At 65.6% G+C, this 21,870-nt stretch carries 20 protein-coding genes; 13 read left to right on the forward strand and 7 right to left on the reverse strand.

Annotation, left to right across the window (positions count from 1 at the left end):
• The first annotated feature begins 262 nt into the window (after positions 1-262).
• The 5 genes from E6B08_RS09460 to E6B08_RS09480 all read left to right on the forward strand — a co-directional run bounded on the left by E6B08_RS09460 (position 263) and on the right by E6B08_RS09480 (position 7,399).
• Positions 263-745 carry a formate dehydrogenase subunit gamma gene (locus E6B08_RS09460; protein WP_136913762.1) on the forward strand — a complete coding sequence of 161 codons (483 nt, stop codon included), beginning with the start codon at positions 263-265 and terminating at the stop codon, positions 743-745.
• Positions 739-2,298 (forward strand): formate dehydrogenase beta subunit, encoded by a 1,560-nt coding sequence (locus E6B08_RS09465; protein WP_136913763.1) that lies wholly within the window; start codon positions 739-741, stop codon positions 2,296-2,298. The genes E6B08_RS09460 and E6B08_RS09465 overlap by 7 nt, the downstream gene beginning before the upstream one ends.
• Complete coding sequence (gene fdhF, locus E6B08_RS09470) at positions 2,295-5,180, forward strand: formate dehydrogenase subunit alpha (RefSeq protein ID WP_136913764.1); 2,886 nt, start codon at positions 2,295-2,297, stop codon at positions 5,178-5,180. Before E6B08_RS09465 ends, fdhF begins: the two co-directional genes overlap by 4 nt.
• Entirely contained in the window at positions 5,177-5,380 is a 204-nt protein-coding gene (locus E6B08_RS09475; RefSeq protein WP_136913765.1) for a formate dehydrogenase subunit delta, read from the forward strand. The genes fdhF and E6B08_RS09475 overlap by 4 nt, the downstream gene beginning before the upstream one ends.
• A gap of 204 nt (positions 5,381-5,584) precedes the next feature.
• The gene (locus tag E6B08_RS09480; RefSeq protein WP_136913766.1) at positions 5,585-7,399 is read left to right on the forward strand and encodes an ABC transporter ATP-binding protein/permease; all 1,815 of its coding nucleotides are present in this window, start codon (positions 5,585-5,587) and stop codon (positions 7,397-7,399) included.
• Here the strand turns inward: E6B08_RS09480 and E6B08_RS09485 are convergent.
• Positions 7,396-8,613, reverse strand: a complete 1,218-nt coding sequence (locus E6B08_RS09485) for an MFS transporter (RefSeq protein WP_136913767.1) — start codon at positions 8,611-8,613, stop codon at positions 7,396-7,398. The genes E6B08_RS09480 and E6B08_RS09485 overlap by 4 nt on opposite strands.
• A gap of 629 nt (positions 8,614-9,242) precedes the next feature.
• On the opposite strand from E6B08_RS09485, the gene E6B08_RS09490 reads away from it, so the two are divergent.
• The 4 genes from E6B08_RS09490 (at position 9,243) to E6B08_RS09505 (ending at position 13,740) form a co-directional block, all read left to right on the forward strand.
• Positions 9,243-11,477, forward strand: a complete 2,235-nt coding sequence (locus tag E6B08_RS09490) for a TonB-dependent siderophore receptor (RefSeq protein ID WP_136913768.1) — start codon at positions 9,243-9,245, stop codon at positions 11,475-11,477.
• A gap of 126 nt (positions 11,478-11,603) precedes the next feature.
• A complete protein-coding gene (locus E6B08_RS09495; RefSeq protein WP_136913769.1) occupies positions 11,604-11,891 on the forward strand; it encodes an iron transporter in 288 nt (95 codons plus the stop codon).
• Positions 11,888-13,408: a PepSY-associated TM helix domain-containing protein gene (locus tag E6B08_RS09500; RefSeq protein WP_136913770.1), complete on the forward strand. Its 1,521-nt coding sequence runs from the start codon at positions 11,888-11,890 to the stop codon at positions 13,406-13,408. The genes E6B08_RS09495 and E6B08_RS09500 overlap by 4 nt, the downstream gene beginning before the upstream one ends.
• Positions 13,405-13,740 (forward strand): DUF3325 domain-containing protein, encoded by a 336-nt coding sequence (locus E6B08_RS09505; protein WP_136913771.1) that lies wholly within the window; start codon positions 13,405-13,407, stop codon positions 13,738-13,740. The genes E6B08_RS09500 and E6B08_RS09505 overlap by 4 nt, the downstream gene beginning before the upstream one ends.
• 13 nt (positions 13,741-13,753) lie before the next feature.
• Here the strand turns inward: E6B08_RS09505 and E6B08_RS09510 are convergent, their stop codons facing one another.
• Positions 13,754-14,347 carry a biliverdin-producing heme oxygenase gene (locus tag E6B08_RS09510; RefSeq protein ID WP_136913772.1) on the reverse strand — a complete coding sequence of 198 codons (594 nt, stop codon included), beginning with the start codon at positions 14,345-14,347 and terminating at the stop codon, positions 13,754-13,756.
• Between the two features lie 128 nt (positions 14,348-14,475).
• On the opposite strand from E6B08_RS09510, the gene E6B08_RS09515 reads away from it, so the two are divergent.
• Positions 14,476-15,015 (forward strand): histidine phosphatase family protein, encoded by a 540-nt coding sequence (locus E6B08_RS09515; RefSeq protein WP_136913773.1) that lies wholly within the window; start codon positions 14,476-14,478, stop codon positions 15,013-15,015.
• Positions 15,016-15,024: 9 nt separating this feature from the next.
• On the opposite strand, the gene E6B08_RS09520 is transcribed toward E6B08_RS09515, so the two are convergent.
• Both E6B08_RS09520 and E6B08_RS09525 read right to left on the reverse strand, forming a co-directional pair.
• Complete coding sequence (locus tag E6B08_RS09520; RefSeq protein WP_136913774.1) at positions 15,025-15,810, reverse strand: sulfite exporter TauE/SafE family protein; 786 nt, start codon at positions 15,808-15,810, stop codon at positions 15,025-15,027.
• 117 nt (positions 15,811-15,927) lie between these two features.
• Entirely contained in the window at positions 15,928-16,551 is a 624-nt protein-coding gene (locus tag E6B08_RS09525; RefSeq protein WP_136913775.1) for a helix-turn-helix domain-containing protein, read from the reverse strand.
• A gap of 112 nt (positions 16,552-16,663) precedes the next feature.
• Between E6B08_RS09525 and E6B08_RS09530 the strand changes: the two genes are divergently transcribed.
• The 3 genes from E6B08_RS09530 to E6B08_RS09540 are packed head-to-tail and all read left to right on the forward strand — an operon-like array spanning position 16,664 to position 19,297.
• Positions 16,664-17,794 carry an NAD(P)/FAD-dependent oxidoreductase gene (locus E6B08_RS09530; protein WP_136913776.1) on the forward strand — a complete coding sequence of 377 codons (1,131 nt, stop codon included), beginning with the start codon at positions 16,664-16,666 and terminating at the stop codon, positions 17,792-17,794.
• Between the two features lie 19 nt (positions 17,795-17,813).
• Positions 17,814-18,185, forward strand: coding sequence for a RidA family protein (locus E6B08_RS09535; protein ID WP_136913777.1), 372 nt, complete (start codon positions 17,814-17,816; stop codon positions 18,183-18,185).
• A 47-nt stretch (positions 18,186-18,232) separates the two neighbouring features.
• Positions 18,233-19,297 carry a hypothetical protein gene (locus E6B08_RS09540; RefSeq protein ID WP_136913778.1) on the forward strand — a complete coding sequence of 355 codons (1,065 nt, stop codon included), beginning with the start codon at positions 18,233-18,235 and terminating at the stop codon, positions 19,295-19,297.
• Between the two features lie 10 nt (positions 19,298-19,307).
• Here the strand turns inward: E6B08_RS09540 and E6B08_RS09545 are convergent, their stop codons facing one another.
• The 3 genes from E6B08_RS09545 to E6B08_RS09555 all read right to left on the reverse strand — a co-directional run bounded on the left by E6B08_RS09545 (position 19,308) and on the right by E6B08_RS09555 (position 21,856).
• On the reverse strand, positions 19,308-20,357 hold the full coding sequence (locus E6B08_RS09545) for a hypothetical protein (RefSeq protein WP_136913779.1): 1,050 nt from the start codon (positions 20,355-20,357) through the stop codon (positions 19,308-19,310).
• A gap of 101 nt (positions 20,358-20,458) precedes the next feature.
• On the reverse strand, positions 20,459-21,133 hold the full coding sequence (locus tag E6B08_RS09550; protein WP_136913780.1) for a GntR family transcriptional regulator: 675 nt from the start codon (positions 21,131-21,133) through the stop codon (positions 20,459-20,461).
• 15 nt (positions 21,134-21,148) lie between these two features.
• Positions 21,149-21,856, reverse strand: a complete 708-nt coding sequence (locus E6B08_RS09555) for a FadR/GntR family transcriptional regulator (RefSeq protein ID WP_136913781.1) — start codon at positions 21,854-21,856, stop codon at positions 21,149-21,151.
• Positions 21,857-21,870 lie beyond the last annotated feature (14 nt).

Below are 21,870 nucleotides of genomic sequence, written 5' to 3' on the forward strand. Positions count from 1 at the left end.
CTTGAGTGAACAGCATGAGTCCACACCCTGCGAAATCCCAGGTCGGTTTCAGGATGCGCCTGGTCGTTCGCGTACAACCTTTCGGCCGTACAAGTGCCATGCTTGTCAGATGCCCTGGACCCAGTGCGCGCAGACGCATGGCCAGGTGCAAGGAGGCCGCCAGCACGTATCCGTGACGTGACCCGCGCGCCGCAGCAGAACACGCTGGACACCTGCCCCTCACAACAATTCAGGCAGGGTCCGTGATGCCGAGGTCCGCTGTATGCCTGATGAATTACTGCACCTGCCAGAAATCCAGACCATCCTCGCCCGCGAAAAGGCCAAGCCCGGCGCCTTGTTGCCGATCCTTCATGCTATCCAGGATGCCATCGGCTTCGTCCCCGACGCCGCCGTCGACCACATCGCCCATGCCCTGAACCTCAGCCTCGCCGAAGTACGCGGGGTGATCAGCTTCTACCACGATTTCCGTACCCAGCCCCCGGCCCGCCATACCTTGCGCCTGTGCCGCGCCGAGTCGTGCCAGAGCCGTGGCAGCGAGGCGTTGGCCGCGCAGCTGCGCGAGCAACTGGCGCTCGACGACCATGGCACCAGCGCCGACGGCGCCATCAGCCTGCGCCCGGTGTATTGCCTGGGCGCCTGTGCCTGCTCGCCGGCGCTGGAACTGGACGGCCAGGTGCACGCGCGCCTGACCCCGGAGCGCCTGCGCGCACTGGTCAATGGTTGCTTGGAGGGTGAAGCATGCTGAAGGTGTACATTGCCTGCGACTCGGTGGCCCGCGCCGTGGGCGCCGACCAGGTCGCCAACGCCTTGCAGAACGAGGCTGAGCGGCGCCAACTCGCCCTCGACATCCAACGTACCAGCTCGCGTGGCCTGTACTGGCTGGAGCCGCTGGTGGAGTGCGACAGCGCAGAAGGGCGCATGGGCTATGGCCCGGTCACCCCTGAAGATGTGCCCGCACTGCTCGACGCCCTGACCGGCCAGCCCGGTGGCCACTCGCTGGCGCTGGGCCTGGTCGAGCAGATTCCCTACCTGAAGACCCAGCAGCGCCTGCTGTTCGCCCGCGCCGGTATAACCCGACCGCTGTCGCTGGACGACTACCGGGCCAATGGCGGCTTCGCTGGCTTGGCCAATGCCGTTTCCCAACCAGGCGCCGACGTGGTGGCAGCCGTGCTCGATTCCGGCCTGCGCGGTCGTGGTGGCGCGGCGTTTCCGGCAGGCATCAAGTGGCGCACCGTGCGCGACGCCGGGGGCGGGCAGAAGTACGTGGTCTGCAATGCCGACGAAGGCGATTCCGGTACCTTCGCCGACCGCATGCTGATGGAAGGCGACCCGTTCCTGCTGATCGAAGGCATGATCATTGCCGGTCTCGCGGTCGGTGCCGACAAAGGCTACATCTATGTGCGCTCGGAATACCCCGATGCGATTCGCGTGCTCAACCAGGCGCTGTCGATCGCCGGCGATGCCGGCTACCTTGGCACCGATGTGGCCGGCAGCGGCCAGGCCTTCGAGCTGCAAGTGCGGGTGGGAGCAGGGGCGTATATCTGCGGCGAGGAAACCGCGCTGCTCGAGTCCATCGAGGGCAAGCGCGGCATCGTTCGCGCCAAGCCGCCACTGCCGGCGCTGCAAGGCCTGTTCGGCCGGCCGACGCTGGTGCACAACGTCCTCACCCTGGCCTCGGTGCCGATCATCCTGGCCAAGGGCGCGGCCTTCTACCGCGACTTCGGCATGGGCCGCTCGCTGGGCACCATGCCGTTCCAGCTGGCCGGCAATATCCGTCATGGCGGCCTGGTCGAGCGCGCCTTCGGCCTGACCCTGCGTGAGCTGGTCGAAGGCTACGGCGGTGGTACCGCCAGTGGTCGGCCCTTGAAGGCTGCGCAGGTCGGCGGCCCGCTGGGCGCCTGGGTGCCGCCGAGCCACTTCGATACGCCGCTGGATTACGAAGCCTTCGCCGCCATGGGCGCGATGCTCGGTCATGGTGGCGTGGTGGTGGCAGATGACACCCTGAACATGGCCAGCATGGCGCGCTTCGCCTTGCAGTTCTGCGCCGAGGAGTCCTGCGGCAAGTGCACGCCCTGCCGCATCGGCTCGACCCGCGGCATGGAGGTGGTCGACCGCCTGATCGCCAGCAGCGACTTCACCGAGCGTCACGACCAGGCCCTGTTGCTGCGCGACCTGTGCGACACCATGCAGTACGGCTCGCTGTGCGCCATGGGCGGCATGACCGCCTATCCGGTGGCCAGCGCCCTCAAGTACTTCCCCGCCGACTTTGGCCTGACCACCACGGAGGCCGCGCAGTGATCAATTACTTCGACCCCGCTTTTGATAAAAGCAGCGACCTCGGCACGCCTGCTCGAGACAGCGCCGTGCAGGTCAGCCTGAACATCGACGGACGCAGCATCAGCGTGCCCGCCGGCACCTCGGTGATGCGCGCTGCGGCGCTGCTTGGCACCAGCATTCCCAAACTGTGCGCCACCGATAGCCTCGAAGCCTTCGGCTCGTGCCGCATGTGCATGGTCGAGATCGATGGCATGCGTGGCTATCCGGCCTCGTGCACCACGCCGGTCACCGAGGGCATGGTGGTGCGCACGCAAACGCCGCGTCTGGCCGATTTGCGCCGCAATGTCATGGAGCTGTTTATCTCCGACCACCCGCTGGACTGCCTGACCTGCTCGGCCAACGGCAACTGCGAGCTGCAGACCGTGGCCGGCCAGGTCGGCCTGCGCGAGGTCCGCTACGGCTATGACGGTGCCAACCACCTGGCCGAGAAGAAGGACGTGTCCAATCCGTACTTCGACTACGAGCCGAGCAAATGCATCGTCTGCAGCCGCTGCGTACGCGCCTGCGAGGACATCCAGGGCACCTTCGCCCTGACCATCACCGGGCGTGGCTTCGACTCGCGGGTGGTGGCGGCCGGTGGTGACGATTTCCTCTCCTCCGAGTGCGTGTCGTGCGGTGCGTGCGTACAGGCCTGCCCGACCGCGACCTTGAGCGAGAAGTCGCTGGTTCTGCTCGGCCAGCCCGAGCGGGCGGTGATCACCACCTGCGCCTACTGCGGCGTCGGCTGCTCGTTGCGCGCCGAGATGAAGGGCGACCAACTGGTGCGCATGGTCCCGGACAAGAACGGCGGCGCCAATCATGGCCACGCCTGCGTCAAAGGGCGCTTCGCCTGGGGCTACGCTACCCACCCCGACCGCATCACCAAGCCGATGATCCGCAAGCGCCTGGAAGACCCTTGGCAGGAAGTCAGCTGGGACGAGGCCGTGACCTACGCCGCCAGTGAATTCCGGCGTATCCAGCTCAAGTACGGGCGCGATTCGATCGGCGGCATCACCTCCAGCCGCTGCACCAACGAGGAGGCCTATCTGGTGCAGAAGCTGGTGCGCACGGCGTTCGGCAACAACAACGTCGACACTTGCGCGCGGGTCTGCCATTCGCCGACCGGCTATGGCCTGAAGCAGACCCTCGGCGAATCGGCCGGTACCCAGAGCTTCGACTCGGTGATGCAGGCCGATGTGATCCTGGTGATCGGCGCCAACCCCACCGATGCCCACCCGGTGTTCGGCTCGCAGCTCAAGCGCAGGCTGCGCGAGGGCGCGCGGCTGATCGTCATCGACCCGCGGCGCATCGACCTGGTCGACGCGCCCCATGCCCGCGCCGACTTGCACCTGCAACTGCGCCCCGGTACCAACGTGGCCATGCTCAACGCCCTGGCCCATGTGATCGTCGGCGAAGGCCTGCTGGCCCAACGCTTCATCGATGCCCGCTGTGAAACCGAAGACTTTGCCCGCTGGCGCGATTTCGTCAGCCTGCCAGAGAACGCCCCTGAGATCCTCGGGCCGATCTGCGGCGTGCCCGCCGAGCAGATCCGCGCCGCCGCACGCTTGTATGCCACGGGCGGCAACGCGGCCATCTACTATGGCCTGGGCGTGACCGAGCACAGCCAGGGCAGCACCGCGGTGATGGGCATCGCCAACCTGGCCATGGCCACCGGCAACGTCGGCCGCGAAGGAGTAGGGGTCAATCCGCTGCGTGGGCAGAACAACGTGCAGGGCTCGTGCGACATGGGCTCGTTCCCCCATGAGCTGCCGGGCTACCGGCACATCGCCAACGAAGGCGTGCGCGCCGAATTCGAGCAGGCCTGGGGCGTGACCTTGCAACCCGATCCGGGCCTGCGCATCCCCAACATGTTCGAGGCGGCCCTGGACGGCAGTTTCAAGGCGTTGTATTGCCAGGGCGAGGACATCGCCCAGAGCGACCCCAATACCCAGCACGTCACTGCCGCGCTGCGTGCCATGGAATGCGTGGTGGTGCAGGACATCTTCCTCAACGAGACGGCCAAGTTCGCCCACGTGTTCCTGCCCGGCAGCTCGTTCCTCGAAAAGGACGGCACCTTCACCAACGCCGAACGGCGCATCTCGCGGGTGCGCAAGGTCATGCAGCCGCTGGCCGGCAAGGCCGACTGGGAGGCGACCGTGGCCCTGGCCAATGCCCTGGGTTGCCCGATGAACTACCGTCACCCGTCCGAGATCATGGACGAGATCGCTCGCCTGACCCCAAGCTTCCAGCGTGTCAGCTACGCCGAGCTCGACCGCCGTGGCAGCCTGCAATGGCCATGCAACGACGCCGCACCCGATGGCACGCCGACCATGCACATCGAGCAGTTCGTGCGGGGCAAGGGGCGCTTCATGCTGACCGGCTACGTACCCACCGACGAGAAGGTCAACAGCCGTTATCCGTTGCTGCTGACCACTGGGCGGATCCTCAGCCAGTACAACGTCGGCGCTCAGACCCGGCGCACCGGCAACGTCGCCTGGCATGACGCCGACCGCCTGGAAATCCACCCCACTGACGCCGAGAGCCGGGGCATTGGCGATGGTGACTGGGTAGGCATCGGCAGCCGCGCCGGGCAGACCGTGCTGCGTGCCAAGGTCAGTGCGCGGGTGGCGCCGGGAGTGGTCTACACCACCTTCCACTTCCCCGAATCGGGGGCGAACGTGATTACCACGGACAACTCCGACTGGGCGACCAACTGCCCGGAATACAAGGTCACCGCTGTGGAAGTGGTCAAGGTGTTCCAGCCGTCGCAGTGGCAGAAGCGCTACCAGGACTTCAGTGACGAACAGCGGCGCCTGCTCAAGGAGCGCCGTACCACCGAGGAAAACGCCGAGGTGCGTCGATGAGTAGTGACAACCTGATCAAGATGGCCAACCAGATAGCCCATTACTTCGACAGCGAACCCAATCGGGCGCTGGCGGTGCAGGGGGTGAGGCAGCATCTGCAGAGTTTCTGGACCCCGGCGATGCGTCGGCAGTTGACTGAATGGATCGAGGCGCATGCGGGGGAGGGGGTGGATTCCAAGGTGTTGGAGGCCTTGAACTGACGTTTGCCTGTGCCGGCCTCTTCGCGGGACAAGCCCGCTCCCACACGTACAGCGCAGGTTTTGGAAGCGCTGGAGACTCTGTGGGAGCGGGCTTGTCCCGCGAAGAGGCCGGCACAGACAAAATGAAATGTCCGTCATGTTTGCCGGTAGATTCTGCCCCCGATGCTACGCTCGCGAAATCACTCGCCGCCGCGGATTCCACCCATGGACATGAACTGGCACCAGGCCCTGCAAGAAAGCCTGAGCTGGCTGGCAATCGCCACACTCTCCACCTTTGTCGGCTTCGCCGTTGCCGCGACCCTGGCCGTGCGCTTCACCCGCTGGGGCGCGCAGTTCTGGCAGCTCGCCGGGCCTTACTTCAATCTCCGCCGCAGTTGGCGACCCTTGCTGGCGTTCGCCTTGCTGCTGGTGCTGACGCTGTTCTCGGTGCGCCTGAACGTGCTGTTCTCGTTCTGGTACAACCGCTTCTACAGCGCCCTGCAGGGCCTGGATCAATCAGCCTTCTGGTACCTGCTCGGCGTGTTCGGCGTTCTGGCGATCATCCACGTGGCACGCTCGCTGTTCACTTCCTACGTGACCCAGGCCTTCAGCATCCGCTGGCGCATGTGGTTGACCGAGCGTCTGACCGGTGAATGGATGCATGGCGATGCCTATTACCGGGGTCGCTTCGTCGCGGATCCGGTGGACAACCCTGACCAGCGTATCGAACTGGACGTCAGTACCTTCGTCACCGGCTCGGTGACCCTGGCCCTCGGCGCGGTCAGTGCGCTGGTCTCGCTGGTGGCGTTCACGGCCATTCTCTGGGGGCTGTCGGCGCCACTGGCGGTGGCTGGGGTGGAGATTCCACGGGCGATGGTGTTCGCCGTCTACCTGTATGTGCTGGTGGCCACGTGGGTTGCATTCCGCCTCGGGCGGCCGTTGATCCGCCTTAACTTCCTCAACGAAAAGCTCACCGCCAACTTCCGTTACGCACTGATGCGCCTGCGCGAGAACGCCGAGAACATCGCGTTCTACCAAGGCGCGCAGGTCGAGCGCGGCACCCTGTTGGGCCGTTTCGCGGCGCTGATCGCCAACGCCTGGGCGCTGGTGTTCCGAGGCTTGAAGTTCGATGGTTTCAACCTCGGTATCAGCCAGGTGGCGGTGGTGTTCCCGTTCATTCTGCAGGCGCCGCGCTTTTTCAGCGGCGCGATCAAGCTCGGCGATGTGATGCAGACCTCCCAGGCGTTTGGCCAGGTCCAGGATTCGCTGTCGTTCTTCCGTGAGTCGTACGATGCGTTCGCCCAGTACCGCGCCACGCTCGACCGTTTGACCGGCTTCGTCGAGGCCAATCGCGAGGCCGGCGAGCTGCCCCGTGTCGATACCCACGACCAGGCCCATGCCCTGCGCATCCATCGCTTGCAGGTCTCGCGCCCCGATGGCCATCGCTTGATCGGCGATCTGGAACTCAGTTTGCAGCCCGGCCAGGCCTTGCTGATCAAGGGCCCTTCGGGCAGTGGCAAGACGACCTTGTTGCGTGCGCTGGCGGGCCTTTGGCCCTACGCTGAAGGCGAAGTGCGGCGGCCGACGGGGCACCAGGCGCTGTTCCTGTCGCAGCGCCCGTACTTGCCGCTGGGTGATCTGCGCACCGCGATCGCCTACCCGGCCGATGCGCAGCCGCAGGACGATGCGCGCATGCAGCAGGCGTTGCGCCAGGTCAACCTGGGCCACCTGGCCGAACGCTTGAGCGGGACCTACGACTGGTCGCAGGTGTTGTCGATCGGCGAGCAGCAGCGCCTGGCCTTTGCCAGGGTGCTGTTCAACCGGCCCCAGGTGGTGTTTCTCGACGAGTCCACCTCGGCCATGGACGAAGGTCTGGAGCACACCTTGTATGCGCTGCTGCGCAATCAATTGCCCGACACGTTGCTGGTGAGCATCGGCCACCGCAGCACCCTGGCGAGCTTCCACACGCATCGTCTGGAGGTGGACGGTCAAGGCGGGTGGACCTTCCAGCCGCAAGCCAGTGGCGAGGTATTGGCCTAGCGGGTGGAAGGACGGGACAGCAGGGCCACCCCGACCAGGGTGGCGCCGGCAAAGGTCGCGCCGACCAGGAAGGTCGCCCGGAAGCCCACACCATCCCACAGCAGCCCAGCGACCACGCTGGCCACCAGCAAGGCCACGCCGGTGAGCAGATGGAATACGCCGAAGGCGGTGCCGCGCAGGTGGCCAGGGGCACTGTCGGCGATCAGCGCGGCGAAGATGCCCTGGGTGAAGCCCAGGTGCAGCCCCCAGGCCACCACGCCCAGCGCCAGCCCGCTCCAGCCGGGCAGCAAGGCCAGCAGCAGGTCGGCCAGCACCAACAGGCCCAGGCCCATGAGCAGCACGCCGCGCCGACCGATGCGATCGGACAGGGCACCGGCGGGGTAGGCCGACAGCGAATAGGCCAGGGCCATGACCACCAGCACTGCCGGCGCCCACAGGGCCGCCAACCCCATGTCCTGAGCGCGTAGCAGGAGGAAGGCTTCGCTGAAGCGGCCCAGGGTGAATACCACGGCCAGCAGCACCAGCCGCCAATAGTCGGGTCCCAGGTGTACCAGTTGCTTCAGGGAAAGTGGCGCGCGCGTGGGGCGTGGTGCCGGGCCCGGTGCTGGTTCACGCACGTAGACGACCAGGATGAACACCGCGACGAATGCCGGGATCACCGCGATCCAGAACACAGTCTGGAAATGGCTCGCGGTCAGCCACATCAGCAGGATCGCCAGCAATGGCCCGAGAAACGCGCCCAGCGTATCCAGGGTCTGGCGCAGGCCGTAGGCGGCGCCGCGTAGCGCCGGGGGTGTGACGTCGGCCACCAGCGCATCGCGGGGTGCTCCGCGGATACCCTTGCCGATGCGGTCGACGAAACGCGCCCCTACCAACCACTCAAGTCCCCCTGCCATGGGAAACACCGGCTTGGTCAGCGCCGCCAGGCCATAACCGAGCACGGTGAGCAGCTTGCGCTTGCCCAGGCGGTCGCTCAACGCCCCGGAAAACACCTTGGTGATCGACGCGGTCGCCTCGGCGATGCCCTCGATGAAGCCCACCGCGACCACCGAGGTGCCCAGCACGGTGACCATGTACAGGGGTAGCAGGGCGTGGATCATTTCCGAGGAGAGGTCCATGAACATCGAAACGAAGCCCAGCGCCCAGACGCTGCGGGGAATTTTTGGCAGGGTGCTGGTGGCGTTTTGCGGGTCGGCTTTTTCGGCTGTGCGCATTCTGGGCCGGCTCTGAGGTGCTTGTCGGGAGAATTCTAGCGCCTATGAGATCGAGCGCCGCCCGCGCGGCGCATCGCGGAGTGTGCGCTGGAGAGGTGTGGTGCCGCACACATCGAGCGCCGCCCGCGCGGCGCATCGCGGAGTGTGCGCTGGAGAGGTGTGGTGCCGCATACATCGAGCGCCGCCCGCGCGGCGCATCGCGACGCAAGGCCGCTCCCACATTTGTTGCAACGTGCCACTGTCTGTCAGGCCATGGTTGTTCGGGGGCACCACGGAATATCGGGGTGCGCCCTGCGCCAACACAGATATCGCACCGGGCCCGCCAGGCTGACCACCATGGCCTACCAGACAAAATTGGCCCGAAACAGATGTGGGAGCGGCCTTGCGTCGCGATGCGCCGCGCTGGCGGCGCTCGATCTATGCAGCGCTAAAAACCCTCAGCGTAAGAAACCGTCAAGTTCCCCATCAGATATGTAAACTTCGTAAATAAGATTTAAACTCATTTGAGAATCACTATATTCACCATCCCTAGTGACTCCCCAAGCTGTGCTTGAGAGGTCGGAGGGCGAGGGCTTTCCGGCTGCGCAGACGGATCTTGCCCCTTGCTCACCTTTCTAGGAGATGTACCGATGCAACCCAGAACCTCACCGAATCGCCTGGCTCTGGCCCTGTTCGCACTGGCGTCGCCGGCCGTGATGGCGGCCGAGAGCCAGCAGGCCGTGCCCGGCGAGGTACTGGAAGTGCCGGTGGCCGAGGACGCGCTGGTGATCCAGGACACCCTGGTCACCGCCGAACGAGAGGCACGCCAGGCCCTGGGTTCGTCGATCATCACCGCTGAGGACATCAAGCGTCACCCGCCGGCCAACGATCTCTCCGATATCATCCGCCGTGAGCCGGGGGTCAACCTCACCGGCAACAGCGCCAGTGGCGCACGGGGCAACAACCGCCAGATCGACCTGCGCGGCATGGGCCCGGAGAACACCCTGATCCTCATCGACGGCAAACCGTCCAGCGCTCGCAATGCCGTGCGCTACGGCTGGAACGGCGACCGCGACACCCGCGGCGAGACCAACTGGGTGCCAGCTGAGGCGGTCGAGCGCATCGAGATCCTGCGCGGGCCGGCGGCAGCACGTTATGGCTCCGGCGCCATGGGTGGGGTGGTCAACATCATCACCAAACGCCCAACGGACGAGCTCAAAGGCAACGTCACTTTCTACACCCAGATGCCAGAAGACAGCGCCGAGGGCGCCAGCCGCCGAGCCAACTTCAACCTTGGCGGCGGGCTCACCGACAACTTGGGTTTCCGCCTGTATGGTGGCCTGGCCAAGACCGATGCCGACGACCTGGACATCAACGCCAGCCACGCCAACAGTGCCTTGGCCGCCGGCCGCGAAGGCGTGCGCAACAAGGACATCAACGGCCTGTTGAGCTGGCGGCTCAACGACGAGCACCGCCTCGAAGCCAGTGCCGGCTATAGCCGCCAGGGCAACATCTACGCTGGCGACACCATGAACAGCAACGGCGGCAGCAATATCGACCTGATCTCCAGCCTGTACGGCAAGGAGACCAACGTGATGCAGCGCAGCACCTACGACCTGACCCACCTCGGCGATTTCACCTGGGGCTCCAGCAAGACCACCCTGGCCTATGAGTACGTGCGCAACTGGCGCCTCAACGAGGGCCTGGCCGGTGGCCCGGAAGGTGCGATCAACGACAGCGGCGCGGCCATGTCGCGGCTGCGCAACACGCGCCTCTCCAGCGAGGTCAACCTGCCGTTCGCCATGGGCAGCACCGAACACGTGCTGACGTTGGGCGGCGAGTACCTCTACGAATCGCTCAACGACCAGGGGTCGTTCCGCCCTCAAAGCTTCGACCCCAGCGGTGGCGGCGGTGATGTCATCGGCGGCTTCGACCGCAGCGACTCGAAGATGACCGCCAGGAGCTACGCGTTGTTCGCCGAGGACAACATCATCGTCGGTAACACCACGATCACCCCAGGCCTGCGTTTCGACCATCACGAAACCTTCGGCGACAACTTCAGCCCGAGCCTGAACCTGTCGCACAAGATCACCGATGCCCTGACCGTCAAGGGCGGCATCGCGCGGGCCTACAAGGTGCCGAACCTGTACCAGTCCAACCCCAACTACCTGCTGTACAGCCGTGGCAACGGCTGCAGCGTGCAGCAGACCAACTCCGGTGGCTGCTACCTGCAGGGCAACGCCGACCTCAAGCCCGAGATCAGCGTGAACAAGGAAATTGGCCTGCTGTACGACCGCGGCACCTGGCGTACCAGTGCCACCTACTTCCGCAACGATTATCAGAACAAGATCATCGGCGGCACCGACGTGCTGTATGCGATCAACAGCGGCCGCCGTGTGACCCAATGGGAAAACGCCGGCAAGGCGCGGGTCGAGGGCATCGAGGGCAACTTCTTCATGGAGCTGACCCCGACCCTGGACTGGAACACCAACCTGACCTGGATGCTCGACAACGACAACCGTGAAACCGGCGAGCCGCTGTCGGTGATCCCCGAGTACACGGTCAACACTACGCTGGACTGGCGCGCTACCGACAAGCTGTCGTTCCAGGTGGCCGGGACCTACTTCGGCAAGCAGAAGTCGCCGACCTACAACTACCGCACCCAGGAGGATTACGACGCCGCGGCGCAGCAGGATGTCGAGGCCTATGGGCTGGTGGATCTGAGCGCAGGTTACAAGTTCAACGCCAACTATGACGTGCGGGTCGGGGTGAACAACGTCTTCGACAAGCAGATCCTGCGCGGCGGCAATGCCAGCAGTTCGGGGGCCAATACCTATAACCAGCCGGGGCGGGCGGTGTTTGCCGCGTTGAACATTTCCTTCTGATCGTAGGGGCCGCGGTGCGGCCCAATCGCCGGCAAGCCGGCTCCTACAGGTTGCCCTGGGGCCTTGGGTGAACCGTAGGAGCCGGCTTGCCGGCGATTGGACTGTACAGCAGCCCCAGGAGCACCCATGAACAGTCTTCCCCCCTGGCTGCAGATCCTCTCGCGCAGCGGCGCCGCACTGCTCGGTGGCTATGCCTTCAGCTACGCCGCCAGCGCTTGCCTGGCCAGGCTACTGCCACTGGCACCTGGCGACGCGGTGATCGCCGCCACGCTGCCGGCCTTCGTCTTCTATACCGCCGCCATGCTCTGGGCCTTCGCCAGTCGCGATGCGCTACGCGCCTGGTGGCCGCTGGTGTTGGCGCTCCCCTTGGCGCTGGTCGGATTCTGGCCCCAGGCAATGAGGTGGCTGGCATGAAGAACAGCTTCACGCAATCGATGGCCTGGCTGCACACCTGGGCCGGGTTGATCTTCGGCTGGCTGCTGTTCGCCATTTTCGTCACTGGCACGCTGGCGGTGTTCGACAAGGAACTCAACCATTGGATGCAGCCGGAAATCCCGGCAAGCGAGGTGTCCCAGGCCGATGCCGCGCGGCGTGCCATCGCCTATCTGCAAACCCACGAGCCGAACGCCGGCAACTGGGGCGTCAGCCTGCCCGGCGAGCGTGCGCCGGGTCTGCGCGTGTCTACCGGTGATCGTCGCCATGGCCACAGCGTGCAGCTCGATCCGCAAAGCGGCGAAGCGATCGAGGTGCGCAAGAGCGTCGGTGGCAATTTCTTCTTCCGCTTCCATTTCACCCTGGACCTGCCCCGCAACTGGGGCATCTTCGTGGTCGGCGCGCTGGCCCTGGTGATGCTGGCGGGGCTGGTCACCGGCATCGTCATCCACAAGAAGATCTTCAAGGAATTCTTCACCTTCCGGCCCGGCAAGGGGCAGCGATCGTGGCTGGATTTCCATAACGCCAGCGCGGTGCTGTTGCTGCCGTTCCATTTGATGATCACTTACACCGGCCTGGTGATCTTCATGCTCATCTACATCCCGGCTGGGGTCGATGCACTGTTCGAGGGCGACAACCGAGCCTATTCCCAGGCTCAGGGCAACGCTCGCCTGGAGCAGCCGCGGGCGCTGGCCAGGCAACCAGGCGAACTGGTCGATGTGGTGCCGCTGCTGGCCCAGGCCGAGGCGCGGCTGGGCCCGCTCAGCGGTTTCAGCGTGAGTCACCCGAATACGGCCGGCGCGCGCATCGAGGTCCGCCCGGAACTGGGCAACCGCATCGCCCTGTCCAAGGGCCAGGCCATGGTCTTCGATGGCGTTACAGGCGAGCTGCTCAGTGATGTCGCCGATTGGCGCCCGGCGCCGCTGACCCAGCGGGTGATGGTCGGCCTGCATTTCGCCCAGTTCGGCGGCTACCCGATGCGCTGGCTGTACTTCACTTGCGGCTTGGTCAGTTGCTTGATGATCGCCAGTGGCCTGGTGTTGTTCTGCGTCAAGCGCGGGCGCAAGTACGCCAGCGCCACCGAGGATGCCTCGGCGCGGCGCTGGTACCGGTTGGCCGAGGTGTGCAACATCGGTTTCATCGCCGGGCTGCTGCTGGCTTGTGTCGCATTGCTCTGGGCCAGCCGGCTGTTGCCGGTGGAGCTTGCGCAGCGGCAGGACTGGGAGGTGCGGGCATTCTTCGGTGTGTGGCTGTTGGCACTGCTGCATGCCGGGCTGCGACCGGCTCGGCGCGCCTGGGTCGAGCAGCTGGGTTTGGTGGCGCTGTTGTGCTGCGGCCTGGGGCTGTTGGGCGGCCTGGCCGACGGCATGCGCCTGGCTGTGGTGGTCACGGCGTTGATACTCGGTGCCGTGTTGGGCCTGGCGGCCTGGCGCGTTCATCATCACGCGGCAGCGCCACGCAGGACGCGGGCAATGCCACGCAGGGAGGCCAGGGCATGATGCTGTCGGTAATGGGTGGGGCAGTGCTGGCCTACGGGGGAATGCTCGCGCTGTGCCAGGGCCTGGAGCGGCATTTCAAGCCGGTGTGGGGACGCACCTGTCCGCCGGCACTGCGCCGCTCGTTGCGCGCAATGGGCTGGTTGGGGCTGCTGCTCAGCCTGTTGCTGTGTGTCCAGGCCTGGGGCTGGGCCATGGGGCCGGTGGCCTGGTTCGGGGTGATGTCGCTGGCGGGGTTGTTGCTGGTGCTGCTGTTGCCTTATTGGCCCCGGGTGGCGGCGGGGTTGGTGGGCTTGGTGCCGGTTTGGGGGGTGATGCAGGTGTGTTCGCTTTAGGGGGCGCTCGATCTCAAGGCTCCAACACCCCGCACTGCCCCAACCACCGCTCAAAGCACTCGAACGTATCGATCGCCGCCTGCACCGTGGCGGCCTGCGCCGCTGGCGTGTTCGGGGCTTGCCCGAGCCTGTCGAGAAAGGCTCGCCAGTAGCTGCCGGTCGACGCGCCATACACATCGAGAAAGCCCGTACCGCAGTCGGGACCGAGCCCTAGGCGTTCGGCCATGGCGCGCTTCAATACCTGGCCCCCCAAGGTCGAGCCCTCGATCACATACATCACGCCCAGCGCCCGTGCCTCGTCATCGAGGCTCGGCAGCGCCTGGCACAACGGCAACGCATCGATATCCGCCGCGCTCAGGCCCAGGGCCAGTAGGTCGCGTACCAGCACCGGCGCCTTCATTCGTTCGTCAGCCAGGTACCCGCCCAGGTGCAGTTCCAGGGGGGCATGAAAGCCGTAATAGGCAGCGAGTAGACGACGGTAGGCGTGGGCATCGAAGCCTTCGCGGAAAAACGGCAGTCGATCCTCCAACGCCCTGTGGCATTCGCGGGTGCCTGCGCGCAGGGCAAGCAACAAGGGGGAGGGGGTGGAAGTAGTGCGGGTCGACATCGATCAGGCTCTGCTGGCAATTTGCCTAGTTTGGAGTGGCATCCTACCGCAGTGTTCCCCACTGGCCGCGACAAAATCGCCACGTCGTGATAAACGAGTCCACTTCATTTGAGTGAAAAGCCCCTGCGATGAAAGCCGTGCACCTCACCCTGGTCTGTCACGCCTTGACCGATGCCCAGCGCACCGGCCACTTGCCGCGACATGGCGACCCTATTCTGCCGGTAATCGAACTGCCGTGGATCCCCAACCCCGCGACCCAGGTACTGAGTGCGCCGGAGCGCCGAGCCCAGGACACCGCCGTCATGTTGGGTCTGCCCGTTCGACTCGCGCCGGCACTGGCCGATTGCGACCTGGGAAACTGGCAGGGGCTGGCGCTCAAGCAATTGCAGGCCGAACAGCCCGAGGCGTTGGCGCAGTGGCTGGGCGATCCCTGCAGCAAGCCTCATGGCGGCGAGTCTTTTGCCGAGCTTTGCCAGCGAGTGGCGGCCTGGCTGGGCGAATTCGAGGAGGCTGGGCACTGGCTGGCGGTGACCCATCCGTTGGTCATCCGCGCCGTGCTGGTCGAGGTGATGGGCGCACCGCTTGCCGCCCAGTCACGTATCGACGTGCTGCCACTGTCGCGTGTGTGCCTGAGCCACACCGGGCAATGGCGCTTGCGCCTGGGTTGAAGGCTGGCTTCAGAACGCCAGCTTGTAGCCGATCAGCAGGAGCATGGCGGCCAGGCACGGGCGCAGCACGCGGTCGGAAATACGCCCGGTCAGGTGGCTACCCAGGTAGATACCCGGCAGCGACCCGAGCAACAGGTAGCCCAGCAGCGACCAGTCGAGGTTGCCCATGCCGGCATGGCCCAGGCCGGCGACCAGGGTCAGCGGCACGGCGTGGGCGATTTCGGTACCGACCAGGCGACGGGTTTGCAGGAACGGGTAGAGCAGGAACAGGGCCACCGTGCCCAACGCACCGGCCCCGATCGAAGTCAGCGTGACCATGACGCCCAGCACCACGCCAGTGAGCACGGTCAGGAGGTTCAGGGTGCGGTCGCTGAGGTGGTAGTGATCGCCGGCGTGACGGTTGGCGAAGGCCTGCAGGCGCGACTTGAACATGATCGCCAGCGCGGTGAGGATCAGCACCGCCGCCAGGCCTTGCTTGATGATCGCGTTGAGCGCCGAGGTGTCGGTATGCAGGGTGCTCAGGAACCACAGGGTCAAGGCTGCGGCAGGCACGCTGCCCAGGCTCAGGTAGCCGGTGATCTTCCAGTCGATGTTCTTGTTGCGGCCATGCACCCAGACGCCACTGGCCTTGGTGATGGCGGCGTAGAGCAGGTCGGTGCCCACGGCAGTAGCGGGGTTGATACCGAACCAGAGCAGGATCGGCGTCATCAGCGAGCCGCCACCTACACCGGTCATGCCAACGATGAAACCCACCACCAGTCCGGCAATGGTGAAACCGAAAGAACCTACATCCATACGCTACTCGACTGCCCAGCTTTGCCCGTTATCGGATGCAAGCAGCATATAGATTTTTTTATAGCCAAATAGACTTGTTCGTTATTAGGTTATAACCGAGCCGCAACGCTTACCGCGTTAGCGATCGGTCATCACCACCATCACATGGGCATCGCCGCCATCTTCGCTCTCCGACAGGTAGATATGCCCCACCTGGCTGTCGAAATAAGCCGTCTCCTGGGGGCCTATGCTCACCGCCTCGCCGGTTTCGAACACGATGCGCACCCTACCGCTCAGCACCAGCGCGAACTCCTGGCCGGGATGGCGGATAAAATCGTCGAACTGGCCGCGTTCGCGGGCGATGATGCGGGCATAGGCCGGTGTCATGCGGCGACCGGGAAAACCTCCGGCTATGGGATGGTAGTCGTAGGTGCCGGTGGAGTAGCCGGCAGCGGCGGGCAGTGAGTCGACCACCACGGTGGCCGGCCCTGGGGCGTTGGTGGCGCTACTGGAGCGGAACAACTGGGCAATGTCGACTTCCAGAGCACGGGCCGCGGCGGCCAGCTTTTCATAGCTTACCGATACCTGGGCCAACTCCATTTTCGACAGCGTCGATACCGGCACGCCGCTGAGCGCCGACAGTTGCTTGAGGGTCAATTGCCGGGCCTTGCGCACCTGGCGCAGGCGGCCACCGACCTCTGCGCGATCGAGCAACGGCAGCCCGTCGGGGCGGCCTGGAGGAGTAGGGCGGTGGTCGGACATCGGGGCTCTCGTGTACGGCTTTGGTCGGGCATCTTACCGTGGGCGCTTGCACATTGATAAATTCTCATATATTAGAATTCTCATAAATGATAATTATGCGGCGGGAATGTGCATGACGCAGATCTACGACACCCTGATCATCGGAGCCGGCATTGCCGGCGCATCCTTGGGTTATCGCCTGGCGGGCGAGCGCCGGGTGCTGCTGCTAGAGCGCGAGTCGCAGCCCGGTTATCACGCCACCGGGCGTTCGGCCGCCATGTTCATGGAGGCCTACGGCACGCCGCAGATCCAGGCGCTGACCCGCGCCAGTCGGGCGTTCTACGAGGCCCCTCCGGCGGGTTTCTGCGAACACCCGCTGCTCGAACCACGTGGTTGCTTGTACGTGGCAAGTGTCGAGCAGCGCGAATTGTTGGCCGACACCTACGCGCAGAACCAGGCCAATGGCACCGAAGTGAGTCTGCTCGACCGCGATGCGGCATTGGCGATGGTGCCGAGCCTGCGTGCCGACATTCTCGCGGGGGCCGTGCACGAGCCGGGCGCCATGGACCTGGATGTCCACGCCTTGCATCAAGGCTTCCTGCGAGGCTTCAAAGCAGCCGGCGGCGAGTTGCGGTGCAATGCCGAGTTGCTCCAGGCCCGTTATCAGGACGAGCTCTGGCAGGTGCAGTTGGCCGATGGCAGCCAGCTTCAGGCCCGCCAACTGGTCAATGCCGCAGGCGCCTGGGCCGACCAGGTGGCGGAGCTATCGGGGGTGACACGCATCGGCCTGCAACCCTGCCGGCGTAGCGCCTTTACCTTCCCAGGCCCGGCCGACCAGGACTTTGCAGCCTGGCCCGCGGTGATCGGCGTGGACGAAAGCTTCTACTTCAAGCCCGATGCTGGCCAGCTGCTGGGTTCGCCCGCCAACGCCGATCCGGTGGCGCCGCAGGATGTGGTGCCAGAGGAGCTCGACGTGGCCTTGGGCATCTACAACATCGAGGCCATGACCACCCTGGCGATCCGCCGCCCCAGCCACAGTTGGGCGGGCCTGCGTTCGTTCGTCGCCGATGGCGACCTGGTGATCGGTTTCGACCCACACACCCCAGCGTTCTTCTGGCTGGCGGCCCAGGGCGGCTACGGCATCCAGTCGGCCGCTGGGGCCTCGCGCCTGGCCGCCGACCTGCTGCTGGAGCGCCCGCTGTGCTCCAGCCTGACTGCCCAGGGGGTGAGCCCTGCACGGCTGTCCCCGGCCCGTTTCCAATAAATCCCAAGAGGACTTTTCCATGAGCAATGACATCCAGCGCGTTCCCAGCAGCCTGCCGTTCCCATTTTCCCGTGCGGTGAAGGCCGGCGGCTTCCTGTTCCTCTCCGGCCAGGTGCCGATGACGCCGACCGGTGAAGTGGTGCGCGGCGATATCCAGACCCAGACCCGCGCAGCCTGCGAGCGCATCGCCGAAAGCCTGGCGGCGTGCGAGGCGCGCTTCGATCAGGTGGTCAAGGTGACGGTATGGCTGTCCGACATGAGCCATTTCGCAGGTTTCAACGAGGTCTACAAAGCATTCTTCGGTGCCGCGCTGCCGGTGCGCTCGACCGTGGCTTCGGCACTGGCGCTGGGCGTGGACGTGGAGATCGAAGTCCAGGCGTACGTCGGCTGAGCCACAGCCATGAGCCCGGCACAACAACAATAAATCCAGAGGTCCACATGCAGGAACAGCTGAAAATCGCCGGCGCTTTCGTCGGCGTCATCGTGGGGGCGGGCTTTGCGTCCGGGCGGGAACTGTTGCTGTTCTTCGTCAATTTCGGCGTCTGGGGGCTGCTTGGCGCGTTGGTCAGCGCCGCGCTGTTCACCTTCCTGGGCATGGCCCTGGCTGGGCTTGGCAATCGTCAGCGGGCCACCTCGCACAAGGATGTGATACAGGCGATATGCGGGCGCCACCTGGGCCTGTTCGTCGACTGGTTGATCACCTTCTTCATGTTCGCCGTCACCGTGGTGATGCTGGCGGGCGGGGGGGCCTTGCTGGAACAGCAGTTCGGCATCCCGGCATTGACCGGCAGCGTGCTGGTGACACTGCTGGTGGTGGGCATCGTGTGCCTGGACGTGCGCAACGTCATTCTCGCCATCGGCGCGATTACGCCGCTGCTGATCCTGGTGGCCTCGGCCATCGCCCTGTACGGGGTGTTCACCCGCGACCAGAGCTTCGCGGCTCTGGATGTGCTGGCCAGCCAGCAAGAGGCCGGGACCCGGCACTGGTTGCTGGGTGCGTTGTTGTATGTGTCGTACAACATCGTCGCAGGTGCGCCGATCCTGGCGATTCTCGGGGGATCGGCCAAGGTCGAGAAGACCGCGATCTGGGGCGGGTTGCTCGGCGGCCTGGCGTTGGGCGGGCTGATGCTGGTGATGAGCGCGGGGCTGTTGTCGCGCCTTGACAGCGTCGCCGACCTGCCGATGCCGATGCTGTCGATTGCCAGCGAAGTGTCGCCACTGCTCGGCGTGGTGATGTGCCTGATCATCTTCGGCATGATCGTCAACACGGCGGTGGGCACGCTGTTCTCGTTCCTTTCGCGGCTGTTACCGGTGGGGACGGCGCGGTTCCGCTGGGGCTCGGTGGTGACTGGCGTGGCGGCATTCGTCTGCAGCCTGGTGGGGTTCATCAGCTTGGTCGGTGAGGTGTATCCGTTCTTCGGTTATCTGGGCTTCGTGCTGATGGCGGCGGTGGTGATTGCCTGGCTACGGCGCAGCAAGCTAGGGCGGGCGGTACCTGCCTGAGGCGTGGTGGTTAAGGCGGCAAGCGGATCAGCAGCGGCGCTTGCCGCTGCTGATCCGCTTGCGGCGCTTGCCTGGGCGCACTGGCCAGCAGGCTGTCCTCCACCTGGCCGGACAGGTAGTACACCCCGGCCATGGCGCCGCTCTGGCGATTTTCCATCAGTTCCTGCCATTCCTGGTTCAGCGCCACGTTGAGGATCACCCTCAGTTGCTCGACCATCTGCGGTTGGTCGCGGTCATGGGTAATCATGCCGTAGCCCGCCGCTGCCACGGAGATCATCGCCCCGGCCACCTTGCCCACCGCCGATGCCACCGCGCTGGCGATGCCCCGCGGCGCCAGGGTGGCACCAAGCTTTTCACTGGCCTGGTTGGCCACCGATGACAGCCCCACGTCGGTCTGCCCCGGCCCTTTGCTGGCCTGCTGGTGCAGGTGCTGGCGCAAGGCCTGCCAGGCTGGTTGCTGCTCCAGTGGCTTGGCCCGCAACAGCTGGTACAAGCTGGCGTTGCGCGCAGCCGGCGGGCCCAGGGCGATGGCCGGGATGCGGTTGAGGCGCTGGCTGACCTGCTCGGGTGGTGCGTTGTAGCGGGCGATCAGCGCTGGCAGTTGCTGGGCGAACAGCTGCAGGTACAGCTCGCAGGCGCGGTCCCGGATAATCTCGGGGTTGATCTGTTCGGCCACCGGTTCGATCACCCGTTCGTGGTACTGCTCCTGCAGGTACAGGGCCAGGCGTTTTTGCGCAGGCTCGCGGCCTTCGCCACTGTCGATCTTGTACCAGGCCACCTTGAGCGTCAGCCACTGCTGGGTCCAGTAGCCGGTGAACCAGGGGATGAAGTCCTGCTCGGTACGTTGCTGGACCTGCTCCTTCCACACCCGCATCGAGCGTCGCGCATAATCGTTGGCCGAGCCGGCTGCGCCGACCGAGGCGTCGATCAGCTCGCGGTCGAGGCGTTGCCACATGGCTGGAGTCAGTACCACCGGCGGTGGCGGCGGGGGCGGGCGCTTGCTGGCGCAGCCGCCCAGGGCCAGCAGGAGGCAGAGCAGGATCGGGAATCGTGGGCTCACTCGACGGCCTCCCGGGTCTAGAGGCGGGGTGGTCATCGGAGTATAGGGTGGGGGGCAGGGGGCTGCTGTGCAGCCCATCGCCGGCAAGCCGGCTCCTGCGTTCAGTCGAGGTCGAGCTTGCCTTCCAGGCGGTCCAGATGCTCGTGCATCAAGGCCAGCGCCGCCGCGCCACCGGCCTGTTCCAGCGCGTCGATGATGGCGGCGTGCTCCTGCCAGGCGCAGTGTTCGCAGTCTGGAGCCTCGTAGCGGGCGATGATCAGCGAAGTCATCGGCACCAGGCCATTGAGAAAGCGCGCCAACGGGGCATTGGCGGCGACCTGAGCGAGTTTGAGGTGAAACTCGCCGCCCAGGCGGATGGCCGCGCAGCGTTCGCCGCGCTGATGATGCTGGCGTTCACGCTCCACCAGTTGACGCAGTTGGCGAATCTGCGTGGGCCGCGCGCGTTGCGCGGCCAGGCCGATCAGCGTGGTCTCGGTCAGGCGCCGGGCGCTGAGCACCTGGCGTGCCTGTTGCGGGTCGGGCACGGCCAGGTGCGCCGTGTGGCTCGGACGCTGCACCACCACCTGCTGGTCCGAGAGGCGCCCGAGCACCCGGCGGATCACCGTGCGGCTGACACCGAAAACGTTGCCCAGGGCCTGTTCGGGCAACAAGCTGCCGGGGGGCAGGCGCTGTTCGAGAATGGCGTCGAACAGGCGTGGGTAGATCTGTTCGGCTGACAGCCTGGTTTCGCCAGCGGCCAGCAGGGCGGGCAGGGGGAGGGCGGCGTGGTCGGTCATGGTCGCTGTCTTGTCCTAAAGGCCCGGTTGGTCGTCGGGAACGTTCAGTTCGATGCCCATGCGCAGGCCTTCGGCGAGGATGTGCCGGCGCATCTGGGCACTGGCCTGGGCGCTGTTGCGTTCGCGGATGGCGCGCACCACCGCTTCGTTCTCGCGCAGGCGTGCGGCCAGGTGCTCAGGTGAATTGCGCAACATGTCGGCGCTCTGCTTGAGGGCATTGCCGGTCTGTTGCACCACGCTCTGGAAAATCGGGTTGCTGGTCAGGGCGAACAGCGCCTGGTGGAAGGCAATGTAGGCCGCCACGCCGGCCTCGCTATCCTCGGCGTCGAGCGCCTCGCGCATGTCCATCAGGGTCAGGCGCAGTTGGCCGATGTCCTGGCTGTTGGCCGATTGCGCGACCAGGCCGACGATGAAAGGCTCGAGGGTGTAGCGCAGCTCCAGCACGTCGGCCAGGCTGGCGGCGGCGCTGGCTTCGCTGCTGGGCGACTCGGCTCCTGCCGCATCGGCATCGAGCACCAGCACGCCTTTGCCGGGTAACGAACGCACCAGGCCCAAGGTCTCCAATACGATCACCGCTTCGCGCAGGCTGGGGCGGCTGATGCCCAGCTGTTCGGCCAGCTCGCGCTGGCCGGGCAGCATGTCACCACTGCGCCATTGTCCGCGGGCCAAGGCCTTGCGCAGTTTTTCCACCACTGAGTTGACGACGGTCGATGAGCTGATCACGGTGTGCTCCTAAA

This window comes from Pseudomonas putida, from assembly GCF_005080685.1.
Lineage (GTDB): Bacteria > Pseudomonadota > Gammaproteobacteria > Pseudomonadales > Pseudomonadaceae > Aquipseudomonas > Aquipseudomonas putida_V.